Source organism: Citrobacter telavivensis (genome assembly GCA_009363175.1).
Lineage (GTDB): Bacteria > Pseudomonadota > Gammaproteobacteria > Enterobacterales > Enterobacteriaceae > Citrobacter_A > Citrobacter_A telavivensis.
Window position 1 is genome coordinate 4,083,135 of sequence record CP045205.1, and the last position, 13,463, is coordinate 4,096,597.

At 53.8% G+C, this 13,463-nt stretch carries 10 protein-coding genes; 9 read left to right on the forward strand and 1 reads right to left on the reverse strand.

From position 1 onward, the window contains the following. Positions 1-4: 4 nt before the first annotated feature. The gene (cydA, locus tag GBC03_21965; protein QFS74100.1) at positions 5-1,573 is read right to left on the reverse strand and encodes a cytochrome ubiquinol oxidase subunit I; all 1,569 of its coding nucleotides are present in this window, start codon (positions 1,571-1,573) and stop codon (positions 5-7) included. 1,282 nt (positions 1,574-2,855) lie between these two features. On the opposite strand from cydA, the gene GBC03_21970 reads away from it, so the two are divergent. The 9 genes from GBC03_21970 (at position 2,856) to GBC03_22010 (ending at position 13,457) form a co-directional block, all read left to right on the forward strand. Then, positions 2,856-3,305, forward strand: coding sequence for a methylaspartate mutase subunit S (locus GBC03_21970; GenBank protein ID QFS72679.1), 450 nt, complete (start codon positions 2,856-2,858; stop codon positions 3,303-3,305). After that, a complete protein-coding gene (locus GBC03_21975) occupies positions 3,305-4,693 on the forward strand; it encodes a glutamate mutase (protein QFS72680.1) in 1,389 nt (462 codons plus the stop codon). Before GBC03_21970 ends, GBC03_21975 begins: the two co-directional genes overlap by 1 nt. An 18-nt stretch (positions 4,694-4,711) precedes the next feature. Further along, positions 4,712-6,157, forward strand: a complete 1,446-nt coding sequence (locus GBC03_21980; protein QFS72681.1) for a methylaspartate mutase subunit E — start codon at positions 4,712-4,714, stop codon at positions 6,155-6,157. Then, entirely contained in the window at positions 6,157-7,398 is a 1,242-nt protein-coding gene (locus tag GBC03_21985) for a methylaspartate ammonia-lyase (GenBank protein QFS72682.1), read from the forward strand. Before GBC03_21980 ends, GBC03_21985 begins: the two co-directional genes overlap by 1 nt. A 3-nt stretch (positions 7,399-7,401) precedes the next feature. Further along, complete coding sequence (locus tag GBC03_21990; protein ID QFS72683.1) at positions 7,402-8,772, forward strand: acyclic terpene utilization AtuA family protein; 1,371 nt, start codon at positions 7,402-7,404, stop codon at positions 8,770-8,772. Further along, positions 8,769-9,086, forward strand: a complete 318-nt coding sequence (locus tag GBC03_21995; GenBank protein QFS72684.1) for a DUF4387 family protein — start codon at positions 8,769-8,771, stop codon at positions 9,084-9,086. The genes GBC03_21990 and GBC03_21995 overlap by 4 nt, the downstream gene beginning before the upstream one ends. 169 nt (positions 9,087-9,255) lie before the next feature. Continuing rightward, a complete protein-coding gene (locus tag GBC03_22000) occupies positions 9,256-10,563 on the forward strand; it encodes a cation:dicarboxylase symporter family transporter (GenBank protein QFS72685.1) in 1,308 nt (435 codons plus the stop codon). 126 nt (positions 10,564-10,689) lie between these two features. Continuing rightward, the gene (gene glsA / locus GBC03_22005; GenBank protein ID QFS72686.1) at positions 10,690-11,691 is read left to right on the forward strand and encodes a glutaminase A; all 1,002 of its coding nucleotides are present in this window, start codon (positions 10,690-10,692) and stop codon (positions 11,689-11,691) included. 113 nt (positions 11,692-11,804) lie between these two features. Beyond that, positions 11,805-13,457, forward strand: a complete 1,653-nt coding sequence (locus GBC03_22010) for a class I fumarate hydratase (protein QFS72687.1) — start codon at positions 11,805-11,807, stop codon at positions 13,455-13,457. Positions 13,458-13,463 lie beyond the last annotated feature (6 nt).

Consider the following 13,463-nt stretch of genomic DNA (forward strand, 5'->3'; position numbering starts at 1 on the left):
TGTCTTAGCGTGCCGGCTGAGTAGTCGCGGTGGACTGCTCAAAGTGATAGCGACCGGTTTTCAGGCTGCTTGGGCCAAGGCGTGCGAACTTGAACATCAGGAACAGTTCAGCCACCAGGAACAGGGTATACAGGCCACAAATCAGGATCATGGAGAACAGCAGGTCACCGACGGTCAGCGACGAGTTCGCCACTGCGGTTGGCAACACTTCACCGATCGCCCACGGCTGACGGCCATACTCGGCGACAAACCAGCCGGCTTCTACAGCAATCCACGGCAGTGGAATACCGTACAGCGCGGCGCGCAGCAGCCATTTTTTCTCACCGATGCGGTTACGAATCACGCTCCAGAAGGAGAGCGCAATGATCGCCAGCAGCAGGAAGCCACATGCCACCATGATACGGAATGCGAAATACAGCGGCGCAACGCGTGGAATCGAATCCTTCGTCGCCTGCTGAATCTGAGCTTCAGTCGCATCAGAGACGTTCGGGGTATAGCGTTTCAGCAGCAGACCATAACCGAGGTCTTTCTTCATGTTGTTGAACTGATCGCGAACCGCCTGGTCGGTCGAACCGGCACGCAGTTGCTCCAGCAGCTCATACGCTTTCATCCCGCTACGGATACGCGCTTCATGCTGCACCATCAGGTCTTTCAGACCGATAACCGGCGTATCAACAGAACGCGTGGCAATAATGCCCAGTGCGTAAGGGATCTGAATCGCCAGTTTGTTTTCTTGCGACTCCTGGTCCGGAATACCGAACAGAGTAAAGGCAGCCGGAGCAGGCTGAGTCTCCCACTCTGCTTCAATTGCCGCGAGTTTGGTTTTCTGCACGTCGCCCATTTCGTAACCGGATTCATCACCCAGAACAATAACAGACAGCACGGCAGCCATACCGAAACTGGCAGCAATAGCGAAAGAGCGTTTTGCAAAAGCAATGTCGCGGCCTTTCAGCAGGTAGTACGCGCTGATACCGAGCACGAACATCGCACCAGTCACATAGCCAGACGCCACGGTGTGCACAAATTTCACCTGAGCGACCGGGTTAAGGACCAGTTCAGAGAAGCTCACCATCTCCATACGCATGGTTTCGAAGTTGAAATCCGATGCGATAGGGTTCTGCATCCAGCCGTTGGCGACCAGGATCCACAACGCTGACAGGTTAGAACCTAAAGCGACCAGCCAGGTGACCGCCATGTGCTGAACTTTGCCCAGACGATCCCAGCCGAAGAAGAACAGACCTACAAAGGTGGATTCGAGGAAGAAGGCCATCAGACCTTCGATCGCCAGCGGCGCACCGAAGATATCCCCAACGTAGTGGGAATAGTAAGACCAGTTTGTCCCGAACTGGAACTCCATGGTCAGCCCGGTTGCCACACCCAGAGCGAAGTTGATACCAAACAACTTGCCCCAGAACTTAGTCATATCTTTATAAATCTGTTTGCCGGAAAGGACGTAGACCGTTTCCATAATGGCCAGCAAGAACGCCATACCGAGCGTCAGTGGCACAAAAAGGAAGTGGTACATCGCGGTCAAGGCAAACTGTAAGCGCGACAGTTCGACTATATCTAACATCATGACTCCTTGCTCATCGCATGAAGACTCCGAGAGTGACCCCGTTAGAAAGGGTCACACGCATGCCCCAATACAAATTTATCTGCACACTCTCACCGTTAACCGTTTTCCTGAAGAAGGAAACAGAAAGTGCGAAAGGTTACAAACATGTTAATAAAAAACTCAAATTGATCCCGCAATTATATTACGCCGCAAAATCCTTACAATAAACAGGTTTTTATTGAGGAAGATTTGCATTTTTCGACAGTGATCAATTTATAGCGAATTTATCACCTTTCCACCAATTTGATCGGCGACAATTTAACGTGTTTCACACGCTTTTACCAACGTTTAAACATTGATTTAAATCAAAAACAGTGCTTTTTGTTAATCGTGTTTAAATTGAGTGATCGTAGTGAAAAACATGTTGCTAACATGTATCTTTGCGGGTGGGGATGGTTACTAAGTGAAAATGTCTATATAAAAAGACAGTGCTTTAATTAACGCGGTAACGGCATTTTCCGTGGCCCTGACCCGCTCAATTTAGCGTAGTCAATTTTCAGTTATTTTCCAGAGACGAAGAATCTGCACGTTGTTATTCACAATTATTTTACTTTTACAGAAAAATGAATTAACACCACATTGTTATTATTCCGTTAACAATAAAATGACGCTGTGAGCAGCGCCGATCTGTTTGCTGATTATTCCGCCAGGTATGCTGCTGCCCGTCCAGCAGGTTGACGAAGAATCGTTCTCCTCCCCTGGCATGAACTCTCATTTAGCCTGGTTCAGCGCCCCGTCAATCCGACATGATACGTTTGCGGAACTGACTCACCTGAAACAACAAGAAATGACCAGAATGTGACACGGTGTTGCCTGGAATGGTGTACAGCTTAATTGAATAATACAAACGCACTCGGAACAAATTATTATCTTTTCATTAACAGTTATTTTTATGTCTATATTAAGGGGTCAGTTAATTCCGTTATCTATCTCACACTTCTTCTTCTTAAATTATTTAAAGGCGCCTTTCGCCAACAGACAAATAAACAGGATTCAGATCACAAACATGAAACTCCGTTTAATAGATACCTTTTTATTAAAATATTAATGCGCTGAAACCACAATCGCAACTATATGAAAGTAAAGATATTTTAATTTTACTTCATAGAACAGTCATTTTTCGAAAGATATTTTGAAAATAGATCAATTGCATCCATCGCGCCTCCCCACGACACTCCGTCCCTATTAAAACATTCAAAAACATTTTATTTCTTACCCTGAGTCCTGGAGAGGATTACCCATGAAAAAATCAACACTCGTTATTGGCGTCATTGGTGCTGACTGCCATGCAGTAGGCAATAAAGTTCTGGACCGCGTTTTTACTGCCCATGATTTTCGCGTAATCAATCTGGGCGTAATGGTGAGCCAGGATGAATATATCGATGCCGCGATCGAAACCGGCGCCGATGCCATTGTCGTCTCCTCTATTTATGGCCATGGCGACATTGACTGCCTGGGGCTGCGCGAGCGCTGCATCGAACGAGGCATTGGCGATATCCTTCTTTACGTCGGCGGCAACCTGGTCGTCGGAAAGCATGATTTCGCAGACGTCGAAGCCAAATTTAAAGAGATGGGCTTCCAGCGTGTCTTCGCCCCAAGCCACGATCTCGAAGATGTTTGTCAGTTGATGGCAATGGATATCAACAAGCGCCACGGTATCGAACAGCGTTGTCTGGAAGAGGCTATCTGATGCAAACCGTCTCTGTCGATATCGGCTCGACGTGGACCAAAGCTGCCCTCTTCGCAAAGGAGGGGGATGCGTTAACACTGGTTAACCACGTTCTGACTCCGACGACGACCCATCATCTGGCGGACGGTTTTTTCGCCAGCCTGAACCAGGTGCTGAACGTTGCCGATGCGCGCCCACTGCTCAACCGCGGTGAAGTGACACTGAAATACTCCTCATCGGCAAAAGGCGGCCTTGCCGTCGCCGCAATGGGACTGGTGCCGTCGATCACTCTGGAATCGGCAAAAGTCACGGCACATTCCGCCGGGGCCAAAATCGCCCAGTACTACTCGTATAAGCTGAATCGTCATGACATTAAGGCGCTGGAAGCCACGCCGCCGGACATTCTGTTGTTTACCGGCGGAACCGATGGCGGTGAAGAGAGCTACGGTCTGGCCAACGCGCATGCGCTGGCAGAGTCCAGTCTCGACTGCGCCATTATCTACGCTGGAAACCGCGACATTCAGGACGATGTCCAGGCGATTCTGGGACACAAAGATCTGATCACGGTAGACAACATTCTGCCCGACCTCGATCACCCGAATCCCTTCGCCGCCCGCAAGGCGATTTGTGATGTCTTCCTGTCCCGCATCGTGAAAGGCAAAGGACTGGATGTGATTGTCGGTGAAACCGGCGAAGAGCCCATGCCGACGCCCTGGACGGTGTACGAACTGGTCAAAGCCATCAGCGAAGTCGACAGCGCGTGGAAAGAGTTCATGCTCATCGACATGGGCGGCGCGACCACCGACGTCTATTCCGCCAGCGCCAATACCCTCTCGCCCGACACCGTACTGCACGGCGTCCCGGAGCCGTTCGTTAAGCGCACAGTGGAAGGCGATCTCGGCATGCGCGTCTCCGCTGTGGTGGTAGGCGAAAGCACCCATGAACTGGTGAAGGTGGTATTCGCTCAGCAGCCGGCGCGCCAGGAGGCCTTTTATGGCTACCTGCGCCATCTGGTAGCACATCCCGATTATCTGCCGCAAAGCGAGGAAGAGAAATACTTTGATTCTCTGTTAGCCGGACTGTGTGTTGGTTACGCCGCCGAGCGTCACGCTGGCACCAAAAAGCAGGTCTGTACCTGCGTTGGCAACGTCGATTTACAGATGGGACGCGACCTGACCACCGTGCGCAAAGTGGTCGGCTCGGGCGGCTGGCTCTCCCGCGCCAGTCAGTTTGATATCCATCACTGGCTCAAATATCGCGAACTGGACGACGACGGCAGACGCATTCTTTTACCCACTCAGTTTGAGTACTACCGCGATGCAAAAGGTCTGCTCCCGCTGCTGGCAAACGTTGCCAGACTGGATCCCCAGGCCGCTGCGCGCACCAGCATTCACTGTTTAACCCTATAAAACCTAAGGCAGCGACGAATGGAACTTCGAAATAAGAAATTAACCCATGACGAATTTATGACTGAGCGGCATCAGGTGTTGCAGACGTGGCATACCGGCAAAGACGTCGAACATTTTGAAGATGGCGTGAAGTACCAGCAGACCATTCCTGAGAAAAAACGTTTCTCTCATGCCTTGCTGAAGGCTGACCAGGAAGGGAAAACCCTGAGCCAGCCGCGCGCCGGCGTGGCGCTGATGGATGAGCATATTGAACTGCTGAAAACCCTGCAGGCAGAGTGTGACCTGCTGCCCAGCACTATCGATGCCTACACCCGTCTGAATCGTTATGAAGAAGCCGCCATTGGGATCCAGAAATCCATTGAAGCCGGGACGTCGAAGCTCAACGGGTTGCCGGTGGTTAACCACGGCGTGGCGGCCTGTCGCCGAATGACCGAATCGCTGGAGAAACCCATTCAGGTACGTCACGGTACGCCGGATGCGCGTCTGCTGGCAGAGATTGCCATGGCCAGCGGCTTCACCAGCTACGAGGGCGGCGGTATCTCCTACAACATTCCTTACGCCAAGCGCGTCACGCTGGAAAAATCCATTCGCGACTGGCAGTACTGTGACCGTCTGATGGGGCTGTATGAAGAACACGGCATTCGCATTAACCGCGAACCGTTCGGCCCGCTGACCGGCACGCTGATCCCACCGTTCATGTCTCATGCTGTGGCGATTATCGAAGGTCTGCTGGCGCTGGAACAAGGCGTGAAATCCATCACCGTCGGCTACGGCCAGGTGGGCAGCCTGACGCAGGATATTGCTGCGATCCAGTCACTGCGCGAACTGTCCCACGAGTATTTCCAGAATTACGGTTTCAATGATTATGAACTGAGCACCGTCTTCCACCAGTGGATGGGCGGCTTCCCGGAAGACGAATCCAAAGCATTCGCCATTATCTCCTGGGGCGCAGCGGTCGCCGGCATGTCCGGTGCCACCAAAGTGATCACCAAGAGCCCACATGAAGCCTTCGGTATCCCGACGGCCGCGGCTAACGCCCAGGGACTGCGCGCATCGCGTCAGATGCTCAATATGGTCAGCGACCAGAAATTCCCGCCGTGCGCCGCAGTAGAACAGGAAGTGGATCTGATTAAGAGCGAAGTTCGCGCAGTCCTGAAGAAAGTGTTTGAGCTGGGCAACGGCGACGTTGCGCGCGGGACGGTGCTGGCCTTTGAAGCTGGCGTCCTGGATGTGCCTTTCGCTCCGGCCTCCTGCAACGCCGGGAAAATCCTGCCGGTTCGCGACAACTCCGGCGCTATCCGTATTCTGGAAGCCGGCTCGGTTCCACTGCCAAAAGACATTCTCGCCCTGCACCACGACTATGTGGCCGAGCGTGCGCAATACGAAGGACGTAAACCCTCATTCCAGATGGTTGTTGATGACATCAACGCTGTATCCCACAGTCAATTAATAGGAAGACCATAATGAAAATTAAACAGGCGCTTTTCACCGCTGGCTACTCCTCATTCTATTTTGATGACCAGCAGGCGATCAAAAATGGCGCAGGTCATGACGGGTTTATTTATACCGGCGATCCGGTCACCCCAGGCTTTACCTCTGTGCGTCAGGCCGGTGAGTGCGTTTCCGTACAGCTGATTCTGGAAAACGGCGCGGTGGCGGTGGGTGATTGTGCCGCGGTGCAGTACTCCGGTGCCGGTGGCCGCGATCCGCTGTTCCTGGCTGAACACTTTATTCCGTTCCTCAACGATCACATTAAACCGCTGCTTGAAGGCCGCGACGTGGATGCGTTCCTGCCGAACGCCCGTTTCTTCGACAAACTGCGCATCGACGGTAATTTACTGCATACCGCCGTTCGTTACGGTCTGTCACAGGCACTGCTTGACGCCACCGCGCTGGCCTCAGGTCGCCTGAAAACGGAAGTCGTGTGCGACGAATGGCAATTGCCCTGCGTACCGGAAGCGATTCCTTTATTTGGTCAGAGTGGCGATGACCGCTATATCGCCGTCGACAAGATGATCCTCAAAGGCGTTGATGTCCTGCCGCACGCGCTGATCAACAACGTCGAAGAAAAGCTCGGTTTCAAAGGTGAAAAACTGCGTGAGTACGTACGCTGGTTGTCCGACCGTATTCTCAGCCTGCGCAGCAGCCCGCGCTACCATCCGACGCTGCATATCGACGTGTATGGCACCATCGGTCTGATCTTCGATATGGACCCGGTCCGCTGCGCCGAGTACATCGCCAGTCTGGAAAAAGAGGCGCAGGGCCTGCCGCTGTACATTGAAGGTCCGGTCGATGCGGGCAACAAGCCGGATCAGATCCGCATGCTGACGGCCATCACCAAAGAGCTGACCCGTCTGGGTTCCGGCGTGAAAATTGTTGCGGACGAATGGTGTAACACCTATCAGGACATCGTGGACTTCACCGATGCCGGCAGCTGCCACATGGTGCAGATCAAAACCCCGGATCTCGGCGGCATTCACAACATCGTTGACGCGGTGCTGTACTGCAACAAACACGGGATGGAAGCCTACCAGGGCGGTACCTGTAACGAAACCGAAATCAGCGCCCGTACCTGCGTACATGTGGCTCTCGCCGCACGTCCGATGCGTATGCTGATAAAGCCAGGTATGGGCTTCGATGAAGGTCTCAATATCGTGTTTAACGAAATGAACCGCACCATCGCGCTGTTGCAGACTAAGGATTAAGAGATGGCACGCACATTTAAGATCTTATCGCCGACGGCTATCCTGGGTTATGGCTTCCCGGAAGAGAGCTTTCGTAAAGCCATGGAAGAGTCACCGGATCTGATCGCGGTTGACGCAGGCTCCTCCGATCCTGGCCCCCACTATCTGGGGGCGGGTAAACCGTTTACCGACAGGGCCGGGGTGAAACGCGATCTGCGTTATATGATCACGGCGGGCGTTAAGAACAACATTCCGGTGGTGATCGGCACCGCCGGGGGATCCGGTGCTGCACCGCACCTTGAGTGGTGTCGGCAGATTATCCTTGAGATTGCGCAGGAAGAAAAACTGTCCTTTTCAATGGCCCTGATCCCATCGGATGTGAATAAAGAGGTGGTTCATCAGGCGCTGGATAACGGCAAAATCACCGCGCTGGACTTTGTTCCGGCACTGACCCACGAGGCGATCGAAGAGAGCACCTATATCGTGGCGCAGATGGGGATCGAGCCGTTCCAGCGTGCGCTGGAAGCGGGGGCGCAGGTGGTGCTGGGCGGACGGGCTTACGATCCGGCCTGCTTCGCGGCACTGCCAATTATGCAGGGCTTTGATGAAGGTCTGGCGCTGCACTGCGGCAAGATCCTGGAATGTGCGGCCATTGCCGCCACCCCAGGTTCCGGTTCCGACTGCGCGATGGGGATTATCGACGACAACGGCTTTACGCTTAAGACGTTCAATCCAAAACGCAAGTTCACCGAAACGTCGGCGGCGGCGCACACCCTGTATGAGAAGTCCGATCCCTACTTCCTGCCAGGCCCTGGCGGCGTACTGAACCTGAAAGGGTGCAGCTTCACCGCGGTAAACGATGGCGAAGTGTACGTCAGCGGTTCCCGTCATGAAGAAACGCCGTATGCGCTGAAACTGGAAGGCGCGCGCCAGGTGGGCTTCCGCTGCCTGACCATTGCCGGTACCCGCGATCCGATCATGATTGCTGGCATCGACACCATTCTCGAAGAAGTTCAGGCAAGCGTTGCCCGCAACCTCTCACTGAATGATGACAGCATCCGCATGACGTTCCACCTGTACGGTAAGAACGGCGTGATGGGCAATCATGAACCGATGCAAACTGCCGGGCACGAACTGGGCATTTTACTGGACGTGGTCGCGCCAACGCAGGATATCGCCAACAGCGTCTGTTCGCTGGTGCGCTCTACCCTGCTGCACTACGGCTACGAAAACCGGATCGCCACGGCAGGCAACCTCGCCTTCCCGTTCTCGCCATCCGATATTCAAAGCGGGCCGGTGTATGAGTTCTCAATCTATCACCTGATCGAAGCCAGCGATGCACTGCGTTTTGACTTCCATATCGAACAGGTGACGCCAGAAGGAGTTCAGGCATGAAACACGCTATTTGCACCCTGGCGCAGGTGATTCGTTCCAAAAACGCCGGACCGTATGAACTGGTGTTAGATATTTTATTTAAAACGCGCGAAGACTATCAGCGGGTAAAACGTTCTGAGCAATTAACTCCGCAGTTAATTGCCCGCTTATATAACGTTGAACCTAATTTTATTCATCGCATCGTCTGGTTTGACCCTGCGAATGCCGTAAAAATCGTGATGCCTCGCGATATTATTTCCGGCAACGTCGGTGACAATGATGTTTATGGCGCGCAGCAGCATGCACCGTTATTAAGTATTGAGTTCGATCTGTAATTAAAAAATACAACAACGTCCATTGGCGTACAGGATTTCGCTGTATCACTGTATTCCAGATAATTCATGCGGTTGGTCATAACAGGCGTGCATCTGAGCTGCTGTCCGCGCTCAGGCGCACGCCGCCCTACATAATTTTACAGACTAGCCTTGATCCGATGGAGTAAACATGAAGAAAATAAGTCTAACAAAAATGATCATATTAGGCCTGATACTCGGCATGATTGCCGGGGTGGCTATTAATAATATGGCATCGGCAGATACAGCAAAATCATACGCGCAGGATATTTCTATTTTTACCACTATCTTCTTACGTATGGTAAAAATGATTATCGCGCCGTTGGTTATTTCAACCCTGGTCGTTGGTATCGCGAAAATGGGCGATGCCAAAACGCTGGGCCGTATATTCTCGAAAACCTTTTTCCTGTTTATCTGCGCCTCACTGTTGTCGATTGCGCTGGGTCTGGTCATCGTCAATCTGTTCCAGCCGGGTGCGGGCATTAACTTTGTCGCCCATGACGCTGCGGCAGTGGCTGGCGTGCAGTCAGAACCGTTCACGCTGAAAGTGTTTATCTCTCACGCCGTGCCGACCAGCATCGTGGATGCGATGGCGCGTAACGAAATCCTACAAATCGTGGTGTTCTCGATTTTCCTCGGTTGCAGCCTGGCCGCCATTGGCGAAAAAGCCGAGCCGATCGTGAAAGTGCTCGACTCGCTGGTTCACGTCATGCTGAAGCTGACAGGTTACGTCATGCTGTTCGCACCGTTAACGGTGTTCGCCGCCATCTCCGGGCTGATCGCTGAACGCGGACTGGGCGTGATGGTAAGCGCCGGGATCTTCATGGGTGAGTTCTACCTGACGCTGGGCATGCTGTGGGCGATCCTGATCGGCCTGTCAACGGTGATTGTCGGTCCGTGCATCAGTCGTCTGACGAAAGCGATCCTCGAACCGGCACTGCTGGCGTTTACCACCTCCAGTTCTGAAGCCGCATTCCCTGGCACCCTGGATAAACTGGAGAAATTCGGCGTCTCATCCAAGATTGCCAGCTTTGTGCTGCCTATCGGTTACTCCTTTAACCTGGTGGGTTCAATGGCCTACTGCTCGTTTGCCACCGTCTTTATCGCGCAAGCGTGCAACATTGAACTGAGCATGGGCGAGCAGATCACCATGCTGCTGATCCTGATGTTGACCTCCAAAGGCATGGCGGGCGTACCGCGTGCCTCGATGGTGGTCATTGCCGCGACCCTCAACCAGTTCAACATTCCGGAAGCGGGTCTGATCCTGCTGATGGGCGTCGATCCGTTCCTCGACATGGGCCGTTCTGCGACCAACGTCATGAGTAACGCCATGGGTGCCGCCATTGTCGGTCGTTGGGAAGGTGAACACTTCGGTTCAGGCTGCCGGGGCACTGCGCCGGTCAAAACGCCAGAACAGGAGCGTCCTGCAACTGAACCGTCAGAAGTGGTGATGTCCTGATGATATAAGGTTGCCGGGTGGCGCTATTGCTTATCCGGCCTACACATTGAGTATTAACCTGTAGGCCGGATAAGGGGCTTGCGCCGCCATCCGGCAACATGCCAATCACACCAACAAGGTTGCACCATGAACGTAAAATTCTTCGGCGCGAGCATGTTAACCGCCAGCCTGTTTTTTAGCGCCGCCACGCTGGCGCAAACGGTGCCGGACTACGCCGCATTGATCGAACAGGCACACCAGAAATACAAAAGTAACCACGACGGCAACGTCGCCGACTATATCCCTGCCCTTGCCGCATACAGCCCCAACAACTTCGCCATTACCCTCGCTACCGTTGACGGCAAAATTTACCAGGCTGGAGACATCAGTAAAGCGTTCCCGATGGAGTCGCTGAGCAAAGTCTTCACCCTCGCGCTGGCAATGGAACAACGCGGGCCGCAGGAAGTGCTGGATAAACTCGGTGCGAACGCCACCGGCTTGCCCTTTAATTCCGGCCTCGCCGTCGAACTCACGAAGGGCGCGCCGGAGAATCCGCTGGTCAATGCCGGTGCCATGAGTACCGTCAGCCTGATTGATGCTAAAGACAAAACCGACCGCTGGAACAAAATCCTCGCCAACCTGAACGCCTGGGCCGACGCCACGCTCACGGTTAATGAACCGGTGTTCAGATCGGAAATGGAGACCAATCAGCATAACCAGGCGCTGGCGCAACTGATGGCATCGTACAACAGCTTCTACGGCAATACGCAGGATGCCGTGGAGATCTACACCCGCCAGTGTTCAGTGGATATCACCGTTGAGCAGCTCGCCAAAATGGGGGCTGTGCTGGCCAATAAGGGCAAATCGCCGTTCAACGGCAAACAGTTGCTGAATGAACGCTATGTGCCGCAGGTGCTGGCAGAAATGGCCATCGCCGGCCTCTACGACGGCAGCGGCAAATGGCTGTATACCGTCGGTATTCCGGCGAAAAGCGGCGTCGGTGGCGGGATGGTCGCAGTGGTTCCGAGGCAATATGCCATCGCCGTTTACTCACCGCCGCTGGATAGCGCCGGGAACAGCGTGCGCGCCCAGCAGACCATTGAATATGTTGCCCATGCAACGCAGGCCAATCTCTTTATGGCGCATTAAGCAGATGCCGGCGAGCGCTCATGCACATCCGGCCTACGAATCAGGCATTTTTGTTGGTCGGATACGGCGCGACGCCGCCCTCCGGCGATATCAACCTTAACGTGAGAAGTAACATGTCTAAACCCTTTGTCTGGCAAGAACTCTTTGTACAAAGCAAAGAGAGTACGGAATACGAATTACTGAGCAATCAGCATGTTACGGTGACTGAATTAGATGGCGAAGAGGTCATCAAAGTGGCGCCGGAAGCATTAACGCTGCTGGCTCAACAGGCATTCTATGAAGCATCGTTCTTCCTGCGCACCGGACATTTAAAGCAAATAGCCAGCATCCTGCACGATCCGCAGGCCAGCAGTAACGACAAATACGTCGCCCTACAGCTGTTACGTAATGCGGAAGTGTCGGCGAAAGGCGTGCTGCCGAACTGCCAGGACACGGGCACGGCGACGGTTGTCGCCAGCAAAGGTCAACAAATATGGACCGGCGGCGATGATGCTGAAGCGCTCAGCAAAGGGATTTATGCCACCTTTAAAGACAATAACCTGCGCTATTCGCAAAACGCCCCGCTGGATATGTACAACGAGGTCAACACCGGTACTAACCTGCCCGCGCAGATAGACATCAGCGCCACGCCGGGTAACGAATACCGCTTCCTGTTCGTCAATAAAGGCGGCGGCTCGGCTAACAAAGCGGCACTGTTCCAGGAGACGAAATCTATCCTGCAGCCGGAAAAACTCACCGCATTTCTGATCGAGAAGATGAAATCACTGGGCACGGCCGCCTGCCCGCCGTACCACATTGCCTTTGTGGTCGGTGGTCTCTCCGCTGACCAGGCGCTCAAGGTCGCCAAACTGGCCTCAACCAAGTATTACGACAACCTCCCCACCAGCGGTAATGAACTGGGCCAGGCGTTTCGTGACACGGCGCTGGAGTCCACGCTGCTTAACGCCAGTCGTGAATTTGGCATCGGCGCACAGTTTGGCGGGAAATACTTCGCCCATGACATTCGCGTGATTCGTCTGCCGCGCCACGGCGGCTCTTGTCCGATCGCGATGGCTCTCTCCTGCTCCGCCGATCGCAATATCAAAGCGAAGATCAACAAGCACGGGATCTGGCTGGAAAAACTCGAGCATAATCCAGGCAAATTTATCCCTGAATCCAGCCGCGTCGAGAACAGCGCACAGAGCGTAAATCTGGATCTGAACCGTCCGCTGCGCGAGATCCTTCATGATTTATCCGCCCTGCCTGTCGGCACACGACTTTCGCTAAACGGCCCGATTGTCGTCGCCCGCGATATCGTGCACGCCAAACTCAAAGAGCGTCTGGACAACGGCGAAGCGATGCCGGCGTATATGAAAGATCACATTGTCTACTACGCGGGCCCGGCTAAAACACCAGACCAGATGGCTTGCGGCTCGCTCGGGCCAACCACCGGCGGGCGCATGGACGGCTATGTCGATGCCTTCCAGGCCGCTGGCGGCAGCCTGGTCATGCTGTCAAAAGGCAACCGCAGTCCGCAGGTGACCGAGGCCTGTCATAAACACGGCGGATTCAACCTCGGCAGTATCGGCGGTGCCGCCGCCTTGCTGGCACAGCAATATGTGAAAAGTCTGCGCTGTCTCGAATATCCCGAACTGGGAATGGAAGCGGTCTGGATGATGGAAGTTGAAAACCTGCCAGCCTTTGTGCTGGTGGACGACAAAGGCAACAACTTCTTCAGCCAGTTTGAACAACAGCACCGTTGTGCATCCTGCCCGGCAGGACATTAAGGAGCG

Excerpts from the sequence above, each read along its gene's own strand:
- GBC03_22000 (QFS72685.1), top strand. The coding sequence starts at position 9,256 with ATGAAGAAAATAAGTCTAACAAAAATGATCATATTAGGCCTGATACTC.
- GBC03_21985 (QFS72682.1), top strand. The coding sequence starts at position 6,157 with ATGAAAATTAAACAGGCGCTTTTCACCGCTGGCTACTCCTCATTCTAT.
- GBC03_21970 (QFS72679.1), top strand. The coding sequence starts at position 2,856 with ATGAAAAAATCAACACTCGTTATTGGCGTCATTGGTGCTGACTGCCAT.
- GBC03_21980 (QFS72681.1), top strand. The coding sequence starts at position 4,712 with ATGGAACTTCGAAATAAGAAATTAACCCATGACGAATTTATGACTGAG.
- GBC03_21975 (QFS72680.1), top strand. The coding sequence starts at position 3,305 with ATGCAAACCGTCTCTGTCGATATCGGCTCGACGTGGACCAAAGCTGCC.
- GBC03_21995 (QFS72684.1), top strand. The coding sequence starts at position 8,769 with ATGAAACACGCTATTTGCACCCTGGCGCAGGTGATTCGTTCCAAAAAC.
- GBC03_22010 (QFS72687.1), top strand. The coding sequence starts at position 11,805 with ATGTCTAAACCCTTTGTCTGGCAAGAACTCTTTGTACAAAGCAAAGAG.
- GBC03_21990 (QFS72683.1), top strand. The coding sequence starts at position 7,402 with ATGGCACGCACATTTAAGATCTTATCGCCGACGGCTATCCTGGGTTAT.
- glsA (QFS72686.1), top strand. The coding sequence starts at position 10,690 with ATGAACGTAAAATTCTTCGGCGCGAGCATGTTAACCGCCAGCCTGTTT.
- cydA (QFS74100.1), bottom strand. The coding sequence starts at position 1,573 with ATGTTAGATATAGTCGAACTGTCGCGCTTACAGTTTGCCTTGACCGCG.